The sequence below is a fragment of the Streptomyces sp. NEAU-sy36 genome (assembly GCF_013423905.1).
GTDB classification, from domain to species: domain Bacteria; phylum Actinomycetota; class Actinomycetes; order Streptomycetales; family Streptomycetaceae; genus Streptomyces; species Streptomyces misionensis.
Genome location: NZ_CP058977.1, coordinates 1,192,964 through 1,216,404 on the forward strand (window position 1 = coordinate 1,192,964; position 23,441 = coordinate 1,216,404).

Here is a 23,441-nt window from a genome sequence, read left to right on the forward strand (position 1 = left end):
GATCCAAAATTTCTCTGACGTGCCTCGGCCGAGAGGGCATGAGGCACAGCCATCTACAGTACCAGTGGCCCTGCGACCGGCCCAAAACGCCCCTCGGTCCCTCCGCGTGGGACCATGGAGACTACGTATCGATCCGACCCGAGGCATAAGGCGCCTCAAGAGACAGGACCCTGCGTGCCCGCGACCCCTAACCATGTGCCCGAGCCGAGCCGTACCGACCCGGCTCTGATCCGCAACTTCTGCATCATCGCGCACATCGACCACGGCAAGTCCACGCTCGCCGACCGGATGCTCCAGCTGACCGGTGTGGTCGAGCAGCGGCAGATGCGTGCTCAGTACCTCGACCGGATGGACATCGAGCGCGAGCGCGGCATCACGATCAAGTCCCAGGCGGTGCGTCTGCCCTGGGCCCCGACCGAGGGCCCCGACCAGGGCACGACCCACATCCTCAACATGATCGACACCCCGGGGCACGTCGACTTCACCTACGAGGTCTCGCGGTCGCTGGCCGCCTGCGAGGGGACCATCCTCCTCGTCGACGCCGCCCAGGGCATCGAGGCGCAGACCCTCGCCAACCTCTACCTGGCGATGGAGAACGACCTCACGATCATCCCCGTGCTCAACAAGATCGACCTGCCGGCCGCCCAGCCGGAGAAGTTCGCCGAGGAGCTGGCGAACCTGGTCGGCTGCGAGCCGGACGACGTGCTCAAGGTCTCCGCGAAGACCGGTCTCGGCGTCGACGCGCTGCTCGACAGGGTCGTCAGGGACATCCCGGCCCCGGTCGGCGTCGCCGACGCGCCCGCCCGCGCGATGATCTTCGACTCGGTCTACGACTCCTACCGCGGTGTCGTGACGTACGTCCGTGTCATCGACGGCCAGCTCAACAGGCGCGAGCGCATCAAGATGATGTCGACCGGCGCGACCCACGAGCTGCTGGAGATCGGCGTCAGCTCGCCCGAGATGCTGCCGGCCGACGGCCTGGGCGTCGGCGAGGTGGGCTACCTGATCACCGGCGTGAAGGACGTCCGCCAGTCCAAGGTCGGTGACACCGTCACCAGCCAGAACAAGGGCGCCACCGAGGCCCTCGGCGGTTACAAGGACCCCAAGCCGATGGTGTTCTCGGGCCTGTACCCGCTGGACGGCTCCGACTACCCGGAGCTGCGCGAGGCGCTGGACAAGCTCCAGCTCAACGACGCCGCCCTCGTCTACGAGCCGGAGACCTCCGCCGCCCTCGGCTTCGGCTTCCGCGTCGGCTTCCTCGGCCTGCTGCACCTGGACGTGATCCGGGAGCGTCTGGAGCGCGAGTTCGGCCTCGACCTGATCGCCACCGCCCCCAACGTGGTCTACCGCGTGGTCATGGAGGACGGCAGCGAGCACACGGTCACCAACCCGAGCGAGTTCCCCGAGGGCAAGATCGACGAGGTCTTCGAGCCGGTCGTGCGGGCGACGATCCTCGCGCCCACCGAGTTCATCGGCGCGATCATGGAGCTGTGCCAGACCCGGCGCGGCACCCTGCTCGGCATGGACTACCTCTCCGAGGACCGTGTCGAGATCCGCTACACCCTCCCGCTCGCGGAGATCGTCTTCGACTTCTTCGACCAGCTGAAGTCCAAGACCCGCGGCTACGCCTCGCTCGACTACGAGCCCACCGGCGAGCAGGCCAGCAGCCTGGTCAAGGTGGACATCCTGCTGCACGGCGACAAGGTCGACGCCTTCTCGGCGATCACCCACAAGGACCAGGCGTACGCGTACGGCGTACGGCTCGTCGCCAAGCTCAAGGAGCTGATCCCGCGGCAGAGCTTCGAGGTGCCGGTGCAGGCCGCCATCGGCTCCCGGGTCATCGCCCGCGAGACCATCCGCGCCATCCGCAAGGACGTCCTCGCCAAGTGCTACGGCGGTGACATCTCCCGTAAGCGCAAGCTGCTGGAGAAGCAGAAGGAAGGCAAGAAGCGGATGAAGATGGTGGGTTCGGTGGAGGTTCCGCAGGAGGCCTTCATCGCGGTCCTGTCCAGCGATGACAGCGCGGGGTCGGGCAAGGGCAAGAAGTAACCGGGGTCGGCATTCGGTCACATGCCCAAAACGGACAGCAGGGGGCCCGTCGTGCGAAAGCGCGGCGGGCCCCGCGCGTACCCGGCGCCGCCCAGGGGCGCGAGCGCGGGGAAAGAGACAGGCCGAAGCCCCTTACGCAGCGGGCACTCGCGCCTTACCCTGATGCCTGCTCGATAGTTACTCGCGAGTTAAACAAGCCCGAACACCACCGTGAGTTAACCCAGCCGCACCGAGTACCAGCCGCGCTGTCGCGGGCCCCGGAGGATGTCGTGAGCGACACACAGACCCTGATCGAGAACCGTCCGCCGTCCGTCGCGGCCCTCTTCCTGGAGCGCGTGGCGGCCACACCGGACGCCGAGGCCTACCGCTACCCGGTGCCGCCCGCGTCCGGCCAGGGGCCCGACGACTGGAAGTCGCTGAGCTGGGCGGGGGCGGCCGAGCGGGTCTACGCCATCGCGGCCGGTCTGATCGAGCTGGGCATCCAGCCCGAGCAGCGGGTGGCGCTGGCCTCCTCCACCCGGGTGGAGTGGATCCTCGCCGACCTCGGCATCATGTGCGCCGGCGGCGCCACCACCACGATCTACCCGCAGACCAACGCCGACGAGTCCGCGTTCATCCTCTCCGACTCCGAGAGCCGGGTGCTGATCGCGGAGGACGCCGCGCAGGTCGCCAAGGCCGCCGAGAAGCGCGCCGAGCTGCCGGAGCTGACCAAGGTCGTCGTCATCGACCCGGCGGGCGTGGACGGCGACGACTGGGTGATCACCCTGGACGAGCTGGAGAAGCGCGGCGCGGCCCATCTGGAGCAGCACCCGGAGCTGATCAAGGAGCGGGTCGGCGCCCTCGCCAAGGACCAGCTCGCCACCCTCATCTACACCTCCGGCACCACCGGCCGCCCCAAGGGCGTGCGCCTGCCGCACGACAACTGGTCGTACATGGCCAGGGCCATCTCCGCGACCGGGCTGCTCGGCCCCGACGACGTGCAGTACCTGTGGCTGCCGCTCGCGCACGTCTTCGGCAAGGTGCTCACCTCCGGGCAGATCGAGATCGGTCACGTCACCGCCGTGGACGGCCGCGTCGACAAGATCATCGAGAACCTGCCGGTGGTGCGGCCGACCTACATGGCCGCGGTGCCGCGCATCTTCGAGAAGGTCTACAACGGCGTCGCCGCCAAGGCCCGCGAGGGCGGCGCGGCCAAGTACAAGATCTTCCAGTGGGCCGCCGAGGTCGCCCGCGAGTACGCCAGGACGGAGCAGGACAACTTCCGGCGCACCGGCAACCGCACCGTGCCCTTCGGCCTGGCCGCCAAGCACAAGGTCGCCGACACCCTCGTCTTCGCCAAGATCCGCGAGGCCTTCGGCGGCCGGCTGCGCGCCTGTGTCTCCGGCGCGTCCGCGCTCGCCCCGGAGATCGGCTTCTTCTTCGCCGGCGCCGGCATCCACATCCTGGAGGGGTACGGCCTCACCGAGTCCTCCGCGGCCTCCTTCGTGAACCCCGGCGAGGCCTACCGCACGGGCACGGTCGGCAAGCCGCTGCCCGGCACGGAGGTGCGCATCGCCGACGACGGCGAGATCCTGCTGCGCGGCCCGGGCATCATGCAGGGCTACCACAAGCTGCCCGACAAGACCGACGAGGTGCTGGAGTCCGACGGCTGGTTCCACACCGGTGACATCGGCGAACTCTCGCCCGACGGCTATCTGCGCATCACCGACCGCAAGAAGGACCTCATCAAGACCTCCGGCGGCAAGTACGTCGCCCCGGCGGAGGTGGAGGGCCAGTTCAAGGCGGTCTGCCCGTACGTCTCCAACATCCTCGTGCACGGCGCCGACCGGAACTACTGCACCGCCCTCATCGCCCTGGACGAGGACGCGATCATGGAGTGGGCGAAGGAGAACGGCCTGGAGGGCAAGCCGTACGCCGAGGTCGTCGCCGCCCCGGCGACGGTCGAGATGGTCGACGGCTACGTACAGCAGCTCAACGCCGGGCTCCAGCGCTGGCAGACCATCAAGAAGTTCCGGCTGCTGCCGCGGGACCTCGACGTGGAGCACGGCGAGATCACGCCGAGCCTGAAGCTGAAGCGGCCGGTGGTGGAGCGGGAGTACAAGGAACTCATCGACGAGATGTACGCCGGGACCCGCGAGAAGTAGCGGACGCGGGAGCCGCGGCGGGACGCGGGGGAGCGGCGGGGCGGGCGGGGCCGAAAGGAAGGGAGCGCTCGAAAGGCGCCGCCTTTCAGTCCCGTCGTAGCACGGTTCTCGGCCAGGAGTGGGCAGTTCGGTGACTTCACGCTTATGCGTGACGCCCTTCTGTCACCCTGGCCGCATGGACATGGCGGCCATACCCACCCAGTGGGAGACCGAGGGCCGGGGCGCCGGGGCGCGCGGCCACGTCACGCTGCCCGGCAGCCCGGTCGCGCCGGGCTCGGCGCGGGCCCTGGTGCGGGCCGCGCTGGCCGAGGCGCCCGGAGTCGCGCCCCGGCTGCTGGACGACGCGCTGGCGGTCGTCAGCGAGCTGGTCACCAACTCCGTGGTGCACGCCGGCACCGAGATGGACCTGGACTGGTGCCTGGAGGAGGACGGCGCGTTCGTGGTCGAGGTCGGCGACCGGCACCCGGCCCGGCCGCCGCGCGACGCGACCGCGGGCGAGCCGCCGTACGAGATCCCGGAGTACGGGCGGGGGCTGCGGCTGGTCGGCGCGCTCGCCGAGTCCTGGGGTGTCACCTACCGCACCGGCGCCAAGTCGGTGTGGGCCAGGCTGCCGCCGGGCGGCAAGGAGACCCCGGCCGGCGCCCGGGATCAGGACGCCCTGGAGGTCGCCGAGGACCTGGCCCCGCAGGCGCAGCGCGCCGACAGCGACCGGGACTGGCTCGGCCGGGGCGCGCTGTCCTTCCTCGCCGAGGCCTCCGACCTGCTCGCCGGGCAGCTGGACGAGAACCTGGTCACGGCCCTCACCGGCCAGCTGATCGTGCCCCGGCTCGCCGACTGGTGCGCGGTGTGGCTGGAGGACGAGGCGTCGGCGCGCGGCGGGTCGTACGACGGCCCCGCCCGGGTCTGGCACGCCAGCGAGAACCGCATCGAGGAACTGCGCGGCGCGCTGGAGAAGGAGCCGCCGCGGACGGGGGACGCGGTGGGGTTCGGCCCCGAGCCGTACCCGTGGCCCGGCGCCTCGCTCGGCCCGCAGGGCGCCGACGGCACGGCGCTGGCGTACCGGCTGGTCGCGGGCGGGCGGCCGCTCGGCACGCTGGTCATCGGGCGGTGCGGGCTCACGCGCTTCCCGGACGAGATCACCGGGCTGGTCGAGGACCTGGCCCGCCGGGTGGCGCTCGCCATCGGCGCGGCCCGGCAGTACGCCCGCCAGGCCACCATCAGCGCGGTGCTCCAGCGGGGCCTGCTGCCCGGCGCCGTCGCGGAGATCCCCGGGATGAGCAGCGCGCTGGTCTACGAGCCCTGCGACAAGAGCGGGCCCAGCGGCGACTTCTACGACCTGTTCCCGGCGGGTGACGGCCGCTGGTGCTTCGCCATCGGCGACGTGCAGGGCAAGGGTCCGGAGGCGGCGGTCGTCATCGGCCTCGCGCGGCCCTGGCTGCGGCTGCTGGCCCGCGAGGGCTACCGGGTGGCCGACGTGCTGGACCGCCTCAACCAGCTCCTCCTGGACGACGCCACCGAGGCGGCGGACGCCGCGGCCCGCGCGCTGGTGGTCGCCGACGGCCTGGCCGTGGCGCCAGGGGAGGGCCCGCAGACCCGCTTCCTGTCCTTGCTCTACGGCGAGCTGATCCCGTTCGACGGCGGGGTCCGCTGCACCCTGGCCTCCGCCGGGCACCCGCTCCCGCTGGTCCTCGGCCCCGACGGCGCCGTGCGCACCGCGGCCCGCCCGCAGACCCTGCTCGGCGTGGTCGAGGACGAGACCTACGTCAGCGAGACGCTGGACCTGCTGCCCGGCGACAGCCTGCTGTGCGTCACCGACGGGGTGACCGAGCGGCGCTGCGGCTCCCGCCAGTTCGACGACGCCGACGGCCTCGCCGACGCCCTGGCCTCCTGCGCCGGCCTCACCGCGGAGGAGATCGCGGAAAGGATCCGCCACCTGGTGCACACCTTCGGCGAGGCCCCGCCGGAGGACGACCTGGCGCTGCTGGTGCTCCAGGCGGGATGAGACGGCGGCCGGGGGAGCGCGGCGGTGCTGGACAATGGGTCGTATGCCTTCCGCACTCCCCGACGGTGAGCCCGTTCCCGACGACGGCGCGTTGCCCGCACACGCGCTCGCCGGGGCGGTGGAGCGTCCGCTCGGTTTCTATCTGCACGTGCCGTACTGCGCGACCCGCTGCGGCTACTGCGACTTCAACACCTACACCGCGACCGAGCTGCGCGGCACCGGCGGGGTGCTCGCCTCCCGCGACAACTACGCGGACACCCTCACCGACGAGATCCGGCTCGCCCGCAAGGTGCTCGGCGACGATCCGCGCCCGGTCCGCACGGTCTTCGTCGGCGGCGGCACGCCCACCCTGCTGGCCGCCGACGACCTCGTACGGATGCTGGCGGCGATCCGCGACGAGTTCGGGCTGGCCCCGGACGCCGAGGTCACCACGGAGGCGAACCCCGAGTCCGTCGACCCCGCCTACCTCGCGGCCCTCCGGGAGGGCGGCTTCAACCGGATCTCCTTCGGCATGCAGAGCGCGAAGCAGCACGTGCTGCGGGTCCTGGACCGCACCCACACCCCCGGGCGCCCCGAGGCGTGCGTGGCGGAGGCGCGTGCGGCGGGCTTCGACCACGTCAACCTCGACCTGATCTACGGCACCCCGGGCGAGAGCGACGACGACTGGCGGGCCTCCCTCCAGGCGGCGATCGGCGCCGGCCCCGACCACGTCAGCGCCTACGCGCTCATCGTGGAGGAAGGCACCCAGCTCGCCCGCCGGATCCGCCGCGGCGAGGTCCCGATGACCGACGACGACGTGCACGCCGACCGCTATCTGATCGCCGAGGAGACGCTCTCCGCCGCGGGCTTCGCCTGGTACGAGGTCTCCAACTGGGCCACCTCCGCGGCCGGCCGCTGCCTGCACAACGAGCTGTACTGGCGCGGCGCGGACTGGTGGGGCGCCGGGCCGGGCGCCCACTCGCACGTGGGCGGCGTCCGCTGGTGGAACGTCAAGCACCCCGGCGCCTACGCCGCCGCCCTGGCCGCGGGCCGCTCCCCGGGCGCCGGCCGCGAGGTACTGACCGCCGAGGACCGCCGCGTCGAGCGCATCCTGCTGGAGCTCCGGCTCCGCGAGGGCGCGCCGCTGGACCTGCTGAAGGAGGCGGGCCTCACGGCCGCGCGCCGGGCCGTGGCGGACGGACTCCTCCAGGAGGGCCCCTACGCCGAGGGCCGCGCCGTGCTCACCCTGCGCGGCCGGCTGCTCGCCGACGCGGTGGTGCGGGACCTGGTGGACTGACCACCCCGACGGCCTGGTGGACCGATCCGCCCGGCGACCCGGAGGACCGGGCCACCCGCCCCCGGAGGGGTCAGGCCAGGCGACCTGGTCCCCGGAGGGGTCACGCCCCGCCGCCCGTGACGAAGTCGATCAGCTCCTCCACGCGTCCCAGCAGCTCCGGCTCCAGGTCCTTGTAGGAGCCGACCCGCTTGAGGATCGCCTGCCACACCGCGCCGGTGTTGTCCGACGGCCAGCCGAGGGCGCGGCACACGCCCGTCTTCCAGTCCTGGCCGCGGGGCACGGCGGGCCAGGCGGCGATGCCCAGGGAGGCGGGTTTCACCGCCTCCCAGATGTCGATGTAGGGGTGGCCCACGACCAGGGCGTGCTCGCTGGTCACCGACTCGGCGATGCGCCATTCCTTGCTGCCGGGCACCAGGTGGTCCACCAGGACGCCGAGCCGGGCGTCGGGGCCGGGGCCGAAGTCGGCGACGATCGAGGGCAGGTGGTCCACGCCCTCCAGGTACTCCACGACCACGCCCTCGATGCGCAGGTCGTCGCCCCAGACCTTCTCGACCAGCTCGGCGTCGTGCCGCCCCTCGACGTAGATACGGCCGGCGCGGGCCACACGGGCGCGGGCGCCGGGCACCGCGACCGAACCGGATGCCGTGCGGGCGGGACGGGCCGGGGCGGCGGCGGGGCGCACGAGGGTCACCGGGCGGCCCTCCAGCAGGAAACCGCGGGGCTCCAGCGGGAAGACGCGGTGCTTGCCGAAGCGGTCCTCCAGCGTGACCGTGCCCGCCTCGCAGCGGATCACCGCGCCGCAGAACCCGGTGCCGGGCTCCTCCACGACCAGGCCCGGCTGCGCGGGCACCTCCGGCACCGGCTGGGACTTCTTCCAGGGCGGGGTGAGGTCGGAGGAGTACTGGCGCATTCGGATGACGATAGGAGAAGAGCGGGGCGGGCGCTCACGACACGCCGAAACGGGCGGCCAGGGCGTCCCGTTGGCGCCGTACGAAGGCCGCGTCCACCACCGCTCCGTGACCGGGCACGTACAGCGCGTCCTCGCCGCCCAGCGCCAGCAGCCGGTCCAGCGCGGCCGGCCAGCGGGACGGTACGGCGTCCGGGCCCGCCTGGGGCTCGCCGGACTCCTCGACCAGGTCGCCGCAGAACACCACCTCTCGCTCGCCCGGCACCAGGACCACCAGGTCGTGGGCGGTGTGGCCGGGGCCGACGTTGGCCAGCAGCACCTGGCGGCCCCCGCCGAGGTCCAGGGTGCGCTCCCCGGAGACCAGGTGCCGCGGCGGGACCAGCGCCAGCGCCGCCTCCTCCGCGTCCGCCGCCGGCAGCCCGTGGTGGACGGCGTCGTGGCGCAGCGCGTCGCGCTCGCCGGCGAGCACCGCCTCCGCGCCCACCGCCGCGTACACCGCCGCCCCCGCGAACGCGGCGGCGCCGAAGACGTGGTCGAAATGGGCGTGGGTCAGCGCGAGATGGGTCACACGGCCGCCCGCCAGTTCCTCCGCCGCCGCCCGCAGCCGCGCCCCCTCGCCCAGGCTCGACCCGGCGTCCACCATCAGCGCCGTGTCCGCGCCCAGGACCAGCCCCGCCGTGCAGTCCCAGCCCGGCAGGCGGCACCGCCCGACCCCCGTGGTCAGCCGCTCCCATCCCCGCTCTTCCCAAGTCACCGTCATACCGCGACGCTAGCCCCACGAGCGGTCACGGGGGCACCGACCTTGCCCGGTGCGTACCCCACGGCCGTACACTGGGCCGGGGAACGCTGGCACTCGCACGCGAAGAGTGCCAGGCGCCCGAACCGAGGGACAGAAGGGGACGACGTGCTGGAGGTGCGCGCGAATGCTGAGTGAACGCAGGCTTCAGGTGTTGCGCGCCATCGTCCAGGACTACGTCGGCACCGAGGAGCCGGTCGGGTCGAAGGCCCTGACCGAGCGGCACAACCTCGGCGTCTCCCCGGCCACCGTGCGCAACGACATGGCGGCCCTGGAGGACGAGGGGTTCATCGCCCAGCCGCACACCAGCGCGGGGCGCATCCCCACCGACAAGGGCTACCGGCTGTTCGTCGACAAGCTCGCCGGCGTCAAGCCGATGACCGCGCCCGAGCGGCGCGCGATCCAGAACTTCCTGGACGGCGCCGTCGACCTCGACGACGTGGTGGCGCGCACGGTACGGCTGCTCGCGCAGCTGACCCGGCAGGTCGCCGTCGTGCAGTACCCCTCCCTGACCCGGTCCACCGTGCGGCACGTGGAACTGCTCGCGCTCGCCCCGGCGCGCGTGATGCTGGTGCTGATCACGGACACCGGCCGGGTCGAGCAGCGGATGGTGGACTGCCCGGCGCCGTTCGGCGAGGCGTCCCTGGCGGATCTGCGCGCGCGGCTGAACAGCCGGGTCGCGGGCCGCCGGTTCGCGGACGTGCCGACACTGGTCGAGGACCTGCCGGACGCCTTCGAACCCGAGGATCGGGGTACGGTCTCCACGGTGCTCTCCACTCTTCTGGAGACACTGGTCGAGGAGAACGAGGAGCGGCTGATGATCGGCGGCACCGCCAATCTCACCCGTTTCGGACACGACTTCCCCCTGACGATCCGGCCCGTCCTGGAGGCGCTGGAGGAGCAGGTCGTGCTCCTCAAGCTCCTCGGCGAGGCGAAGGATCCGGGCATGACCGTGCGCATCGGGCACGAGATCGCCCACGAAGGACTCAACTCAACCTCCGTGGTGTCGGTGGGCTACGGTTCGGGCGGCGAGGCGGTTGCCAAGCTCGGCGTGGTCGGACCGACCCGCATGGACTACCCGGGAACGATGGGAGCGGTACGCGCAGTGGCACGGTACGTCGGACAGATCCTGGCGGAGTCGTAAGTGGCCACGGACTACTACGCCGTTCTCGGCGTGCGCCGCGACGCGTCGCAGGATGAGATCAAGAAGGCGTTCCGCCGGCTCGCGCGCGAGCTGCACCCGGACGTCAACCCCGATCCGAAGACCCAGGAGCGGTTCAAGGAGATCAACGCCGCTTACGAGGTGCTGTCGGACCCGCAGAAGAAGCAGGTCTACGACCTCGGCGGAGATCCCCTCTCGCAGTCCGGCGGCGCCGGCGCGGGCGGCTTCGGAGCCGGTGGCTTCGGCAATTTCTCCGACATCATGGACGCGTTCTTCGGCACGGCGTCGCAGCGCGGGCCGCGCTCGCGCACCCGGCGCGGCCAGGACGCGATGATCCGGATCGAGGTGGAGCTGGACGAGGCGGCCTTCGGGACCACCAAGGACATCCAGGTCGACACCGCGGTCGTCTGCAACACCTGCAACGGCGAGGGCGCGGCTCCGGGCACGTCCGCGCAGACGTGTGACATGTGCCGCGGCCGCGGCGAGGTCTCGCAGGTCACCCGGTCCTTCCTGGGCCAGGTCATGACCTCGCGGCCGTGCCCCCAGTGCCAGGGCTTCGGCACCGTGGTGCCGACCCCGTGCCCGGAGTGCGCCGGCGACGGCCGCGTCCGCTCGCGGCGCACGCTGACGGTGAAGATCCCGGCCGGTGTCGACAACGGCACGCGGATCCAGCTCGCGGGCGAGGGCGAGGTCGGCCCCGGCGGCGGTCCGGCCGGCGACCTGTACGTCGAGATCCACGAGCTGCCGCACAGCACCTTCCAGCGCCGCGGCGACGATCTGCACTGCACGGTGACGATCCCGATGACCGCGGCGGCCCTCGGCACCAAGGTGCCGCTGGAGACTCTGGACGGCCTGGAGGAGGTCGACATCCGGCCCGGCACCCAGTCCGGCCAGTCGATCCCGCTGCACAACCGGGGCGTCACGCATCTGCGCGGCGGCGGCCGGGGCGACCTGGTCGTCCACGTCGAGGTCCAGACGCCGACCAAGCTGGACCCCGAACAGGAGCGCCTGCTGCGCGAACTCTCCAAGCTGCGCGGCGAGGAACGCCCCCAGGGCCAGTTCCAGCCGGGGCAGCAGGGCCTGTTCTCGCGGCTGAAGGACGCGTTCAACGGTCGCTGACGCCGCTGTCCGGAGCCGTGGCCGGGGGACCGGGGGTCGTCCCCCGGGCGGGCACAGCCGGCCGGGGCAGCAGGGTCTGTTCTCGCGGCTGAAGGACGCGTTCAACGGTCGCTGACGCCGCTGTCCGGAGCCGTGGCCGGGGGTCCGGGGGTCGTCCCCCGGGCGGGCACAGCCGGCCGGGGCAGCAGGGTCTGTTCTCGCGGTTGAAGGACGCGTTCAACGGGCGCTGACCGGGCCGGGACGGCGGACGTCCGCGGCGCGCTGACCGGGCGCGTAGTGGAATATGCCGATGCGGACGCCCGATTCGGACTTGTTCGGAGGACGTGACACCATGCGGTCATGTCCTCCGCACTGACCGATCTTCTCCCCCACCCGATCGTGCAGGCACCCATGGCGGGCGGCGTCTCCGTGCCGGAGCTCGCCGCCGCGGTGTCCGGGGCCGGCGGGCTCGGGTTCCTGGCCGCCGGGTACAAGACCGCCGACGGCATGTACCAGGAGATCAAGCGGCTGCGGGGACTCACCGACCGCCCCTTCGGCGTCAACGTGTTCATGCCGCAGCCGGAGCACGCGGAGAGCGGCGCGGTGGAGGTCTACGCCCATCAGCTCGCCGGCGAGGCCGCCTGGTACGAGACCGAGCTGGGCGATCCGGACGGCGGCCGCGACGACGGCTACGACGCCAAGCTCGCCGTACTTTTGGACGACCCGGTACCCGCGGTCTCCTTCCACTTCGGCGTGCCGAGCCCCGAGGCGCTGGAGCGGCTGCGGCGGGCCGGCACGGTCACGCTGGTCACCGCCACCACCGCCGAGGAGGCCCTCGCGGTGGAGCGGGCCGGAGCGGACGCGGTGATCGCCCAGGGGGTGGAGGCCGGCGGCCACCAGGGCACCCACCGGGACATCGCGGAGAACGACGGCACCGGCATCGGACTGCTGTCGCTGGTCGCCCAGATCCGCGAGGCCGTGGGCATCCCGGTCGTCGCCGCGGGCGGCATCATGCGCGGCAGCCAGATCGCCGCCGTCCTCGCGGCGGGCGCGAGCGCGGCCCAGCTGGGCACCGCGTTCCTCGCCACGCCCGAGTCCGGTGCCCCCGCGGTGCACAAGGAGGCGCTGACCAATCCGCTGTTCGCGCGCACCGAGCTGACCCGCGCGTTCTCCGGGCGCCCGGCACGCGGACTGGTCAACCGCTTCCTGCGCGAGCACGGCCCGTACGCGCCCGCCGCCTACCCCGAGGTCCACCACCTCACCTCCCCGCTGCGCAAGGCCGCCGCCAAGGCCGGGGACGCGCAGGGCATGGCACTGTGGGCGGGCCAGGGCCACCGGCTGGCCCGGGACCTGCCCGCCGGGCGGCTGGTCGAGGTGCTCGCGGACGAACTCGCCGAGGCCCGCGCCGCGTTGGCGAAGGACGGTGCCCGGTGACCGCCCCGGTCTTCGTCGTCCCCGGCTTCGACGCGGACGGCGGCCGGTACGTCCTGGACGGCCCCGAGGGCCGGCACGCGGTGTCCGTGAAGCGGCTCCAGCCCGGCGAGGAGGTCGTGCTCACCGACGGCGCCGGGCGCTACGCGGTGTGCGAGGTGATCGGCAGCGAGGGCAAGGACCGGCTGCTCGTCCACATGAGCGGGATCCACGAGGAGGCCGCGCCGAGCCCCCGGATCACCGTCGTCCAGGCCCTGCCCAAGGGCGACCGGGGTGAGCTGGCCGTCGAGACGATGACCGAGGTCGGCGTCGACGCGATCGTGCCGTGGCAGGCCGCGCGGTGCATCACGCAGTGGAAGGGCGACCGGGGCCTCAAGGCGCTCGGCAAGTGGCGGGCCACCGCCCGCGAGGCCGGCAAGCAGTCCCGGCGGGTGCGTTTCCCCGAGGTCGCGGACGCGGCGACGACCAAGCAGGTGGCCGCGCTGCTCGCCGATGCGGACTTCGCCGGGGTGCTGCACTCCGACTTCGAGCACGTCAGCGAGCCGCTGGCCACGGCCGAGCTGCCCGCGCGGGGCGAGATCGTACTGGTCGTCGGCCCCGAAGGGGGCGTCTCCCGCGACGAGTTGGCGCTGTTCGAGGAGGCGGGCGCGAAGGCGTACGTGCTGGGCCCCAGCGTGCTGCGCACCTCCACCGCCGGTACCGCCGCGGCGGCCCTGCTGCTGGGACGCACCGGCCGCTGGTCCTGAACCTCAACCGGGAGACTCCGTGGAACTGGCCCAAGTACGCCTGCTGGTCACCGACTTCGCCGCCTGCTACCGCTTCTACGCCGACGTCCTCGGCCTCAAGCCGCAGTCCGGCGCGAGCGAGGGGCCGTACGAGAAGTTCAGTCCGCACACCGGCTCGGCGGGCATCGCCCTCCAGGACCGCGCCATGATGGCCGGGGTGCTGCCCGAACTGGCCGGTGCCGCGACGGGCCACCGCTCCCTGGTGGTGCTGCGGGTGGACGACCTCGACGCCTACTGCGCCGGCCTCGCCGCCCGGGGCGCCACCCTCCTGCACGGCCCCGCCCCGATGACCGACCGCATGCGCGTGGCCCACCTCAAGGACCCCGAGGGCAACCTGGTCGAACTCCAGGAGTGGCTGCTGCTGCGCGGCTGACACCCCGGGCGCCGCGACCGGCCGGGGCCCCGGTCCGGGACGCGGGCCGCCGAACGGGTGAGTGATCGGGCGCGGGCTTCCGGCGCGGCCGTGCGCGGTGGCAGTCTGCCGTGCATGGGGGCATTCATGTGGATCCGGGCCCGGCGCCGGGCGATCGGCGTCGCCGCACTGGTGCTCGCCGGCGCGGGCGCCCTGGTGGCCTGCGAGCCCGATCAGCTCGGGCCGGCGACCGTCGCCTACACCACCGACGGCACGGCGACCGCGGAGCTGACCCGGCAGCACGTCGACGTCGGCTGGCTGACCTGCGGCGGCGACCGGGGCGGCGGTGCCGCGGTGGCGGCGTCCGCGCCGGGCGCGAGCGCCGTGGTCGCCGTCGACTGCCAGGGCGAGACCAGGGACCGCCGCAGGATCACCGTCAACGGAGAGGTGACCAGGGCCGTCGACGGCGCCTGTGTGCGCGGGGACCTGCGGGCCAGGGTGGGCGGCAGACAGGTGTTCCACGTCAGCGGGCTCGGCGACTGCGGTGCCGCGCCCGGCCCGGCGTACCGGCCGTCGTACACCCCCGTCGACCCGCGCCCCGCCGTGACGGTCACCGTCACCCGCACCGTCTGGTGCACGGGTGATCCCGCCTGCCCGCCGGCCCAGGGCAAGTGATCGGAAAAGGACCCGCGAACGGCGTCCGCTGCGTATGGTGACGGGGTGACTCAGGGCGCTTCGACAGGAACCTCCGGCTACCTCCGATTCCCGCACCTGCACGGCGACTTGGTGACCTTCGTCGCCGAGGACGACGTCTGGCTGGCCCCCCTCGACGGGGGCCGCGCCTGGCGGGCCAGCGCGGACAACGTGCCCGTGGACCACCCCCGCATCTCGCCCGACGGCACCACCCTCGCCTGGACCTCCACCCGCGACGGCGCCCGCGAGGTGCACATCGCCCCCGTCGAGGGCGGCCCCGCCAAACGCCTGACCCACTGGGGCAGTTCGCGGACCCAGGTGCGCGGCTGGACCCCCGCGGGACAGGTCCTCGCCCTGAGCACCGCCGGTCAGCCCAGCCTGCGCCGCTCCTGGGCCCGCGCCGTCCCGCTCGACGGCGGACCCGCCGCCACCTTGCCCTACGGCCCGGTCGGCGACGTCGCGTTCGGCCCGCACACCGTGCTGCTGTCCGCCCCCATGGGCCGCGAGGCCGCCTGGTGGAAGCGCTACCGGGGCGGCACCGCGGGCAAGTTGTGGATCGACCGGGAGGGAACCGGGGAGTTCGTCCGGCTGCACGAGGAACTGGACGGGAACATCGAACACCCCGGCTGGGTCGGCGACCGCATCGCCTTCCTCAGCGACCACGAGGGCACCGGCGCCGTGTACTCCTCCCGCGCCGACGGCTCCGACCTGCGCCGCCACTCGCCGCTCGACGGCTTCTACGCCCGCCACGCCACCACCGACGGCACCCGCGTCGTCTACTCCAGCGCCGGCCGGCTCTGGCTGCTGGACGACCTCGACGGCGCGACCCCGCGCCCCCTGGACATCCGCCTCGGCGGCCCCCGCGTGGACCTCCAGCCCTTCCAGACGAGCACCTCCCGCTGGTTCGGCTCGGCCGCGCCCGACCACACCGCGCGGGGCAGCGCGGTCGCCGTGCGCGGCACCGTCCACTGGGTCACCCACCGCGCCGGGCCGGTGCGCGCGCTCGCCGCCGAACCCGGCGTCCGCGCCCGGCTGCCCCGCACCTTCCGCGCCGACGGCGAGGAATGGGTGGTGTGGGTGACCGACGCCGAGGGCGAGGACGCCCTGGAGTTCGCGCCCGCCACCGGCCTCGCCCCCGGCGCCACCCCGCGCCGGCTGGCCGCCGGACGGCTCGGCCGGGTCCTCGCGCTCGCCATGGCGCCCGACGGCAGCCGCGCCGCCGTCGCCTCCCACGACGGCCGGCTGCTGCTGGTCGAGCGGGAGACCGGCGAGGTCCGCGAGGTCGACCGCAGCGAGGACGGCGACGTGCGCGACCTGGCCTTCTCGCCCGACTCCGCCTGGCTCGCCTGGAGCCATCCCGGCCCGCGCCCGCTGAGCCAGCTGCGCCTCGTCCACACCAGCGACCTGACCGTCAGCGAGGCCACCCCGCTGCGCTTCCGGGACCACGCGCCCGCCTTCACCCTGGACGGCAGGCACCTCGCCTTCCTCTCCAACCGCTCCTTCGACCCGGTCTACGACGAACACGCCTTCGACCTGGCCTTCGTGGAGGGCACCCGGCCCTACCTGATCACCCTCGCCGCCACCACCCCCTCCCCGTTCGGGCCGCAGCGCCACGGCCGTCCCTTCGAGACCTCCGACAAGGAGGAGACCCCGGACAGCGAGGGCGTGCCCACCACCCGGATCGACCTCGACGGGCTCGCCGACCGCATCGTGCCCTTCCCGGTGGAGGCCGCCCGCTACTCCCACCTGCGCGCCGCCAAGGACGGCGTGCTCTGGCTGCGGCACCCGCTGCACGGCGTCCTCGGCGCCTCCCGCGCCACCCCCGACGACCCCGACCCGCACACCGAGCTGGAGCGCTACGACCTCGTCCAGCAGCGCCTGGAGCACCTGGCCGCGGACGCCGACCGGATCGAGGTCAGCGGCGACGGCAAGCGAGTGCTGCTGTGGACCGACGGCAAGCTGAAGGTCGTCCCCAGCGACCGGCGCGCCTCCGCCGACGAGGACAGCGACTCCAACATCACCGTCGACCTCGGCCGCATCCGGCAGACGATCGACCCCGCCGCGGAATGGCGGCAGATGTACGAGGAGACGGGCCGCATCATGCGGGACAACTTCTGGCGGCCCGACATGGGCGGCGTCGACTGGGACGGCGTCCTCGACCGCTACCGTCCCGTCCTCGACCGCATCGCCACCCACGACGATCTGGTGGACCTCCTGTGGGAGGTGCACGGCGAACTCGGCACCTCGCACGCCTACGTCATCCCGCGCGGCGGCTACGGCGGCGGCCCCCGCCAGGGTCTGCTCGGCGCCGACATCTCCCGCCACGAGGACGGCAGCTGGCGCATCGACCGCATCCTGCCCAGCGAGACCTCCGACCCCGAAGCGCGCAGCCCGCTCGCCGCGCCCGGCGTCGCCGTACGCCCCGGGGACGCGATCCTCGCCGTCGCCGGCCGCCCGGTCGACCCGGTGACCGGCCCCGGCCCGCTGCTGACCGGCACGGCCGGGCGCCCCGTGGAACTCACCGTCTCGCCCTCCGGCGGCGGCGAGGCCCGCCACGTCGTCGTGGTCCCGCTCGCCGACGAGGAGCCGCTGCGCTACCACGACTGGGTCGCCGGCCGCCGCGCCCACGTCCACGAGCGCTCCGGCGGCCGCCTCGGCTACCTGCACGTGCCCGACATGCAGGCGCCCGGCTGGGCCCAGCTCCACCGCGACCTGCGCGTCGAGGTCGCCCGCGAGGGCCTGATCGTGGACGTGCGTGAGAACCGGGGCGGCCACACCTCCCAGCTCGTCGTGGAGAAGCTGGCCCGCCGGATCGTCGGCTGGGACGTGCCGCGCGGCATGCGTCCCGAGAGCTACCCGGGCGACGCCCCGCGCGGCCCCGTCGTCGCCGTCGCCAACGAGTTCTCCGGCTCCGACGGCGACATCGTCAACGGCGCGATCAAGGCCCTCGGCATCGGCCCGGTCGTCGGCACCCGCACCTGGGGCGGCGTGATCGGCGTCGACAGCCGCTACCGCCTGGTCGACGGCACCCTGGTCACCCAGCCCAAGTACGCCACCTGGCTGGAGGGCCAGGGCTGGAACATGGAGAACCACGGGGTGGACCCGGACGTGGAGGTCGTCCAGCGCCCCCAGGACTGGGCGCGGGGCACGGACACCCAGCTGGACGAGGCGATACGGCTGGCGCTGGAGGCGCTGGCGGTCTCGCCCGCGAAGACACCGCCGGCCCTGCCCGACTGACCGGGCCACCCCGTGTCCGCCACCCGAACGATTACCATGCCCCCGTATCGATCACCGGCGTAGAGGAGCGGCGCATGCCCGGAGAACCGCAAGACGACTGCCTGTTCTGCAAAATCGTCGCCGGCGACATCCCGGCCACCATCGTCCGCGAGACGGACACCACCGTCGCCTTCCGGGACATAAACCCCCAGGCCCCCACCCACGTCCTGGTGATCCCCAAGGCCCACTACGCGAACGCCGCCGAACTGGCCGCGGGCGCCCCGGAGATCGCCGCCGACGTGCTGCGCGAGACCAAGGCCGTGGCCGACGAGGAGAAGCTCGACAGCTACCGCCTCGTCTTCAACACCGGCAGCGGCGCCGGCCAGACCGTCTGGCACGCCCACGCGCACGTCCTCGGCGGCCGTGGCCTGCAGTGGCCGCCCGGATAGGCAGCCGTGTCCGTCCGTGAACTGGTGGTGCTCGGCACCGCCAGCCAGGTCCCGACCCGGCACCGCAACCACAACGGCTATCTGCTGCGCTGGGACGGCGAGGGCATCCTGTTCGACCCCGGCGAGGGCACCCAGCGGCAGATGCTGCGCGCCGGGGTCGCCGCCCACGACCTGAACCGCCTGTGCGTCACCCACTTCCACGGCGACCACTCCCTCGGCCTCGCCGGGGTCATCCAGCGGATCAACCTGGACCAGGTGCCGCACGAGGTCACCGCGCACTACCCGGCCTCCGGGCAGCGCTTCTTCGACCGGCTGCGGTACGCCACCGCCTACCGGGAGACCGTCCGCCTCACCGAGGCCCCGGTGGCCGCCGACGGCGTCCTCGCGGTGACGCCGTCGTACACCCTGGAGGCCCGGAAGCTGTCGCACCCGGTGGAGTCCTACGGCTACCGGCTGACCGAGCCCGACGGCCGCCGGATGCTGCCCGAGCGGCTCGCCGCGCACGGGATCAAGGGCCCGGACGTGGGCGTGCTCCAGCGCGAGGGGCGGCTCGGGGACGTGACGCTGGCGGAGGTCAGCGAGGTACGGCGCGGACAGCGGTTCGCCTTCGTCATGGACACCCGGCTCTGCGAGGGCGTGCACGCGCTCGCCGAGGGCTGCGACCTGCTCGTCATCGAGGCCACCTTCCTGGACGAGGACGAGCGACTGGCCGTGGAGCACGGCCACTTGACGGCCGGTCAGGCCGCGGCGGTGGCGCGGGACGCGGGGGTGCGGCACCTCGTGCTGACCCACTTCAGCCAGCGCTACCCGGAGCCGGAGGAGTTCGAGCGGCAGGCGCGGGCCGCCGGCTTCACGGGGGAGCTGACCGTGGCGTACGACCTCCAGAGAGTGCCGGTTCCGAAACGACGGTGAAGGGCTCGTACCATGCTCTGATGCCCCTCCCCAAAGCAGAACTGCACCTCCACATCGAAGGCACGCTGGAGCCGGAGCTGGCCTTCGAGCTGGCCGCCCGCAACGGCGTGAAGCTGGCGTACGCCGACACCGACGAGCTGCGCGAGGCGTACCGGTTCCAGGACCTCCAGTCGTTCCTGGACCTGTACTACGAGCTGATGGCCGTCCTGCGCACCGAGCGCGACTTCGAGGACCTGGCCGACGCCTATCTGGCCCGCGCCGCCGCGCAGGGCGTGCGGCACGCGGAGATCTTCTTCGACCCGCAGGCCCACCTCGCCCGGGGCCTGACCATGGGCACGGTGGTGGAGGGGCTGTGGCGGGCGCTCGGCCGCAGCGAGGAGAACCACGGCGTCTCCACCCGGCTGATCCTGTGCTTCCTGCGCGACGAGTCGGCCGAGTCCGCGCTGGAGACCCTGGAGGCCGCGCGGCCGTACCTGGACCGGATCACCGGCATCGGCCTGGACTCGGCCGAGGTCGGGCACCCGCCGGCGAAGTTCCGCGAGGTGTACGAGGCCGCCGCCGCGCTCGGCCTGCGCCGGGTGGCGCACGCCGGCGAGGAGGGGCCGCCGGAGTACATCACCGAGGCCCTGGACGTGCTCGGCGTCGAGCGCGTCGACCACGGGCTGCGCTGCATGGAGGACCCGGCCCTGGTGGAGCGGCTGGTGCGGGAGCGCGTCCCGCTCACCCTGTGCCCGCTGTCCAACGTCCGGCTGCGCACCGTGGACACCCTGGCCGACCACCCGCTGCCGGCCATGCTGGACGCCGGGCTGCTGTGCACGGTCAACTCCGACGACCCGGCCTACTTCGGCGGGTACGCCGACGACAACTTCCGGGCCGTGGGCGAGACCCTGGGTCTGGGCGAGGACCGGCTGCGCGAGCTGGCCCGCAACTCCTTCCTCGCCTCCTTCCTGGAGGACGACGAGGAGCGCCGCGCCCGCTGTCTCGCCGAGGTCGCGGCCTACGAGTTCTGAGCGGTCCCCGGCATGGGATATGCTTGATCATGTCGAGGCCGCCGGGGCAACTCCCGGAGCCCGGCAGTGCGTTGGTGGTCCAAGGAAAGACGCCCCGCTTCCTGCGGGGAGATGCAGGTGCAAGGCCTGCCCGGCGCTCCACACGAGCCCCGTCCCGCCCTGTGCGGGGCGGGGCTCTTCCCGTTGCGCGGACCCGGCCGTATGCCCGTGCGCGAAGGTCGCCGTGGTGCACACTGGCCAGACCCGCACACGTCAGGGAGCGCACCGTGACCTCGTCGCACACCCTCACCGGAGAGGAACCCGAGCACCTCACCCAGGCCGGACGCAGGCAGGCCCAGGTCGACCCGCTCGCCGCGCTGCGCGAGCCCGGCGACCCGCCCTGGGACGTCTACCTCACGGGCACCGTCTTCCTCGACATCATCTTCACCGGCCTGGACTCGGCGCCCGTGCGCGGCACCGAGTCCTGGGCCCGCGGCATGGGCTCCAGCCCCGGCGGCGTCGCCAACATGGCCAGCGCCCTGGCCCGCCTCGGACTGCGCACCTCGCTCGCCGCGGCCTTCGGGGACGACCATTACGGGGAGTACTGCTGGGACGCGCTCGCCCAGGGCGAGGGCATCGACCTCACCGCGTCGCGCACGGTGCCCGGCTGGCACTCGCCGGTGACGGTCTCCATGGCGTACGAGGGCGAGCGGACCATGGTCTCGCACGGGCACGAGCCGCCGCCGGAGGAGCCGGCCCCCGACTGCCCGCCGCGCGCCCGGGCCGCCGTCGCCTCGCTCACCCCGGGGCGGCGGGCGCCGTGGATCGCGCAGGCCGCGCGGGAGGGCACCCGGATCTTCGCCGACGTCGGCTGGGACGAGACGGGCGCGTGGGACCTCGCCGGGCTGCCCGACCTGGAGCACTGCGAGGCGTTCCTGCCGAACGCGGAGGAGGCCAAGCGGTACACGGGCGCCGACTGCCCGCGCCTCGCGGCGCACGCGCTGACCGAGTACGTGCCGGTGGCCGTGGTGACCCTCGGGTCCGAGGGGGCGTACGCGGTGGACCGGCGCACCGGGGAGGCGGCGGAGGTGCCGGCCATCGCGGTGGAGGCGCTGGATCCCACGGGCGCGGGCGACGTGTTCGTCGCCGGGTTCGTGACCGGGTCCCTGGCCGGGTGGCCGCTGGCGGACCGGCTGGCGTTCGCGGGACTCACGGCGGCGCTGTCGGTGCAGGAGTTCGGGGGGTCGCTGTCGGCGCCGGGGTGGTCGGAGATCGGGGCGTGGTGGCGGCGGGTCCAGTCCGTGCCGGGGCAGGACCGGGCGGCGCTGCGCCGGTACGCGTTCCTCGACCGGCTGGTGCCGGAGGAACTGGACCGGCCCTGGCCACTGCGGCGGGCGGTGCCCACGATCGGGTTCCGCCGCTCCGGCTGACGGGACGGGGACGGGGCCGGGGGCCGGCCGGTCCCGGAAGGCGCGCGTCGGAAAAGCCCTACGGGCTTGTCAGCCGTCCGGCGTACCCTGGGAGGGACGAGGCCGCCCTGCGTCGTGGCGGCCGTGATCAGGAGGAAGCGCAGGCCTTCAGCGCCGGCCCATGACACAGACACCCACAGCTCACACCCCCGCGCAGGAGCAGGCGAGAGCGCAGTTCACCGTCCCCGCCCAGCACCCCATGGTGACCGTGCTGGGTTCCGGTGACTCCCTCCTGCGCGTGATCGAGAGGGCCTTCCCGGCGGCCGACATCCACGTCCGGGGCAATGAGATCAGCGCGGCCGGCGATCCCGTCGACGTCGCCCTGATCTCGCGCGTGTTCGACGAGATGATGCTGGTGCTCCGCACCGGGCAGCCGATGACGGAGGACGCAGTGGAACGCTCGATCGCCATGCTCAAGGCGAGCGACAACGGTACGAGCGACGGCCCGGAGACCCCGGCCCAGGTGCTGACGCAGAACATCCTGTCCTCGCGTGGCCGCACCATCCGCCCGAAGACCCTCAACCAGAAGCGCTATGTCGACGCGATCGACAAGCACACCGTCGTCTTCGGCATCGGCCCCGCCGGTACCGGCAAGACGTACCTGGCCATGGCCAAGGCCGTGCAGGCCCTGCAGTCCAAGCAGGTCAACCGGATCATCCTGACCCGTCCGGCGGTCGAGGCCGGCGAGCGGCTCGGCTTCCTGCCCGGCACGCTCTACGAGAAGATCGACCCGTACCTGCGCCCGCTGTACGACGCGCTGCACGACATGCTCGACCCGGACTCCATCCCGAAGCTGATGGCCTCCGGCACGATCGAGGTCGCGCCGCTGGCGTACATGCGCGGCCGCACGCTCAACGACGCCTTCATCATCCTGGACGAGGCCCAGAACACGAGCCCCGAGCAGATGAAGATGTTCCTCACCCGGCTCGGCTTCGACTCGAAGATCGTGATCACGGGTGACGTGACGCAGGTCGACCTGCCGAACGGGCAGAAGTCGGGTCTGCGGCAGGTGCAGGAGATCCTGGAGGGCGTCGAGGACGTCCACTTCTCCCGGCTGTCGTCCCACGATGTCGTCCGGCACAAGCTGGTGGGCCGTATTGTCGACGCGTACGAGAAGTACGACAGCAAGAACGGCACCGAGAACGGCTCCCCCAAGGGCGGCCGTGGCAGGACCGGCGCCAAGGGCACCCAGGGGAAGTAGACCGGCACGAGCATGTCGATCGACGTCAACAACGAATCCGGCACCGAGGTCGACGAGCAGGCGATCCTCGACATCGCCCGCTACGCGCTCGCGCGGATGCGCATCCACCCGCTCTCCGAGCTCTCGGTGATCGTCGTGGACGCCGACGCCATGGAGCAGTTGCACATCCAGTGGATGGACCTGCCCGGGCCCACCGATGTCATGTCCTTCCCGATGGACGAGCTGCGTCCGCCGGGCAAGGACGACGACGAGCCGCCGCAGGGGCTGCTCGGCGACATCGTGCTGTGCCCGGAGGTCGCCGCCAGGCAGGGGGCCGACGCGCCCACCAAGCACTCCATGGACGAGGAGCTCCAGTTGCTCACCGTCCACGGGGTGCTGCACCTGCTCGGCTACGACCACGAGGAGCCCGACGAGAAGGCCGAGATGTTCGGGCTCCAGGCCGCCATCGTGGACGGGTGGCGGGCCGAGCGCGGCCTGACCGGGCCCTCCCCGGCGCCGACCGTCTCGTAA

At 73.0% G+C, this 23,441-nt stretch carries 19 protein-coding genes; 17 read left to right on the forward strand and 2 right to left on the reverse strand.

From position 1 onward, the window contains the following. Positions 1 to 174 precede the first annotated feature (174 nt). The 4 genes from lepA to hemW all read left to right on the forward strand — a co-directional run bounded on the left by lepA (position 175) and on the right by hemW (position 7,471). Complete coding sequence (gene lepA / locus HZZ00_RS05355) at positions 175 to 2,049, forward strand: translation elongation factor 4 (RefSeq protein ID WP_180331127.1); 1,875 nt, start codon at positions 175 to 177, stop codon at positions 2,047 to 2,049. A 269-nt stretch (positions 2,050 to 2,318) separates the two neighbouring features. Continuing rightward, the gene (locus HZZ00_RS05360; RefSeq protein WP_180331128.1) at positions 2,319 to 4,193 is read left to right on the forward strand and encodes a long-chain fatty acid--CoA ligase; all 1,875 of its coding nucleotides are present in this window, start codon (positions 2,319 to 2,321) and stop codon (positions 4,191 to 4,193) included. A gap of 181 nt (positions 4,194 to 4,374) precedes the next feature. Then, on the forward strand, positions 4,375 to 6,195 hold the full coding sequence (locus HZZ00_RS05365; protein ID WP_180333394.1) for a SpoIIE family protein phosphatase: 1,821 nt from the start codon (positions 4,375 to 4,377) through the stop codon (positions 6,193 to 6,195). Positions 6,196 to 6,238: 43 nt separating this feature from the next. Continuing rightward, positions 6,239 to 7,471: a radical SAM family heme chaperone HemW gene (gene hemW, locus HZZ00_RS05370; protein ID WP_180331129.1), complete on the forward strand. Its 1,233-nt coding sequence runs from the start codon at positions 6,239 to 6,241 to the stop codon at positions 7,469 to 7,471. A 100-nt stretch (positions 7,472 to 7,571) separates the two neighbouring features. On the opposite strand, the gene HZZ00_RS05375 is transcribed toward hemW, so the two are convergent. Continuing rightward, positions 7,572 to 8,381: a DUF3097 domain-containing protein gene (locus HZZ00_RS05375; RefSeq protein WP_180331130.1), complete on the reverse strand. Its 810-nt coding sequence runs from the start codon at positions 8,379 to 8,381 to the stop codon at positions 7,572 to 7,574. A 34-nt stretch (positions 8,382 to 8,415) separates the two neighbouring features. Further along, a complete protein-coding gene (locus tag HZZ00_RS05380; protein ID WP_070027040.1) occupies positions 8,416 to 9,138 on the reverse strand; it encodes an MBL fold metallo-hydrolase in 723 nt (240 codons plus the stop codon). A 163-nt stretch (positions 9,139 to 9,301) separates the two neighbouring features. Here HZZ00_RS05380 and hrcA point away from each other — a divergent pair, with 163 nt between their 5' ends. From hrcA to ybeY, 13 genes are all read left to right on the forward strand, one after another. Then, positions 9,302 to 10,318: a heat-inducible transcriptional repressor HrcA gene (hrcA, locus tag HZZ00_RS05385; protein WP_070027039.1), complete on the forward strand. Its 1,017-nt coding sequence runs from the start codon at positions 9,302 to 9,304 to the stop codon at positions 10,316 to 10,318. Next, positions 10,319 to 11,455 carry a molecular chaperone DnaJ gene (gene dnaJ, locus HZZ00_RS05390; protein ID WP_180331131.1) on the forward strand — a complete coding sequence of 379 codons (1,137 nt, stop codon included), beginning with the start codon at positions 10,319 to 10,321 and terminating at the stop codon, positions 11,453 to 11,455. A gap of 339 nt (positions 11,456 to 11,794) precedes the next feature. Next, positions 11,795 to 12,868 carry a nitronate monooxygenase gene (locus HZZ00_RS05395; protein WP_180331132.1) on the forward strand — a complete coding sequence of 358 codons (1,074 nt, stop codon included), beginning with the start codon at positions 11,795 to 11,797 and terminating at the stop codon, positions 12,866 to 12,868. Beyond that, a complete protein-coding gene (locus tag HZZ00_RS05400; RefSeq protein ID WP_180331133.1) occupies positions 12,865 to 13,611 on the forward strand; it encodes a 16S rRNA (uracil(1498)-N(3))-methyltransferase in 747 nt (248 codons plus the stop codon). The genes HZZ00_RS05395 and HZZ00_RS05400 overlap by 4 nt, the downstream gene beginning before the upstream one ends. Before the next feature lie 19 nt (positions 13,612 to 13,630). Next, positions 13,631 to 14,023, forward strand: coding sequence for a VOC family protein (locus HZZ00_RS05405; RefSeq protein WP_070027035.1), 393 nt, complete (start codon positions 13,631 to 13,633; stop codon positions 14,021 to 14,023). A gap of 114 nt (positions 14,024 to 14,137) precedes the next feature. Further along, positions 14,138 to 14,677, forward strand: a complete 540-nt coding sequence (locus tag HZZ00_RS05410) for a hypothetical protein (protein ID WP_257585663.1) — start codon at positions 14,138 to 14,140, stop codon at positions 14,675 to 14,677. 45 nt (positions 14,678 to 14,722) lie between these two features. Further along, positions 14,723 to 17,932 (forward strand): S41 family peptidase, encoded by a 3,210-nt coding sequence (locus HZZ00_RS05415; RefSeq protein ID WP_180331134.1) that lies wholly within the window; start codon positions 14,723 to 14,725, stop codon positions 17,930 to 17,932. A gap of 74 nt (positions 17,933 to 18,006) precedes the next feature. After that, a complete protein-coding gene (locus HZZ00_RS05420) occupies positions 18,007 to 18,360 on the forward strand; it encodes a histidine triad nucleotide-binding protein (RefSeq protein ID WP_180331135.1) in 354 nt (117 codons plus the stop codon). Positions 18,361 to 18,366: 6 nt separating this feature from the next. Then, entirely contained in the window at positions 18,367 to 19,272 is a 906-nt protein-coding gene (locus HZZ00_RS05425) for a ribonuclease Z (protein ID WP_180331136.1), read from the forward strand. Between the two features lie 20 nt (positions 19,273 to 19,292). Further along, entirely contained in the window at positions 19,293 to 20,282 is a 990-nt protein-coding gene (locus tag HZZ00_RS05430; protein ID WP_180331137.1) for an adenosine deaminase, read from the forward strand. A 266-nt stretch (positions 20,283 to 20,548) separates the two neighbouring features. Then, positions 20,549 to 21,691: a carbohydrate kinase family protein gene (locus tag HZZ00_RS05435; protein ID WP_180331138.1), complete on the forward strand. Its 1,143-nt coding sequence runs from the start codon at positions 20,549 to 20,551 to the stop codon at positions 21,689 to 21,691. Positions 21,692 to 21,851: 160 nt separating this feature from the next. Further along, positions 21,852 to 22,931, forward strand: coding sequence for a PhoH family protein (locus HZZ00_RS05440; protein ID WP_180331139.1), 1,080 nt, complete (start codon positions 21,852 to 21,854; stop codon positions 22,929 to 22,931). Between the two features lie 12 nt (positions 22,932 to 22,943). Beyond that, positions 22,944 to 23,441 carry an rRNA maturation RNase YbeY gene (gene ybeY / locus HZZ00_RS05445; protein WP_180331140.1) on the forward strand — a complete coding sequence of 166 codons (498 nt, stop codon included), beginning with the start codon at positions 22,944 to 22,946 and terminating at the stop codon, positions 23,439 to 23,441.

What these genes read in the sequence shown, in the direction of transcription:
- HZZ00_RS05365 (WP_180333394.1), top strand. Translation starts at nt 4,375, where the DNA reads ATGGCGGCCATACCCACCCAGTGGGAGACCGAGGGCCGGGGCGCCGGG.
- hemW (WP_180331129.1), top strand. Translation starts at nt 6,239, where the DNA reads ATGCCTTCCGCACTCCCCGACGGTGAGCCCGTTCCCGACGACGGCGCG.
- HZZ00_RS05375 (WP_180331130.1), bottom strand. Translation starts at nt 8,381, where the DNA reads ATGCGCCAGTACTCCTCCGACCTCACCCCGCCCTGGAAGAAGTCCCAG.
- HZZ00_RS05380 (WP_070027040.1), bottom strand. Translation starts at nt 9,138, where the DNA reads ATGACGGTGACTTGGGAAGAGCGGGGATGGGAGCGGCTGACCACGGGG.
- hrcA (WP_070027039.1), top strand. Translation starts at nt 9,302, where the DNA reads ATGCTGAGTGAACGCAGGCTTCAGGTGTTGCGCGCCATCGTCCAGGAC.
- HZZ00_RS05395 (WP_180331132.1), top strand. Translation starts at nt 11,795, where the DNA reads ATGTCCTCCGCACTGACCGATCTTCTCCCCCACCCGATCGTGCAGGCA.
- HZZ00_RS05410 (WP_257585663.1), top strand. Translation starts at nt 14,138, where the DNA reads ATGGGGGCATTCATGTGGATCCGGGCCCGGCGCCGGGCGATCGGCGTC.
- HZZ00_RS05420 (WP_180331135.1), top strand. Translation starts at nt 18,007, where the DNA reads ATGCCCGGAGAACCGCAAGACGACTGCCTGTTCTGCAAAATCGTCGCC.
- HZZ00_RS05430 (WP_180331137.1), top strand. Translation starts at nt 19,293, where the DNA reads ATGCCCCTCCCCAAAGCAGAACTGCACCTCCACATCGAAGGCACGCTG.
- HZZ00_RS05440 (WP_180331139.1), top strand. Translation starts at nt 21,852, where the DNA reads ATGACACAGACACCCACAGCTCACACCCCCGCGCAGGAGCAGGCGAGA.
- ybeY (WP_180331140.1), top strand. Translation starts at nt 22,944, where the DNA reads ATGTCGATCGACGTCAACAACGAATCCGGCACCGAGGTCGACGAGCAG.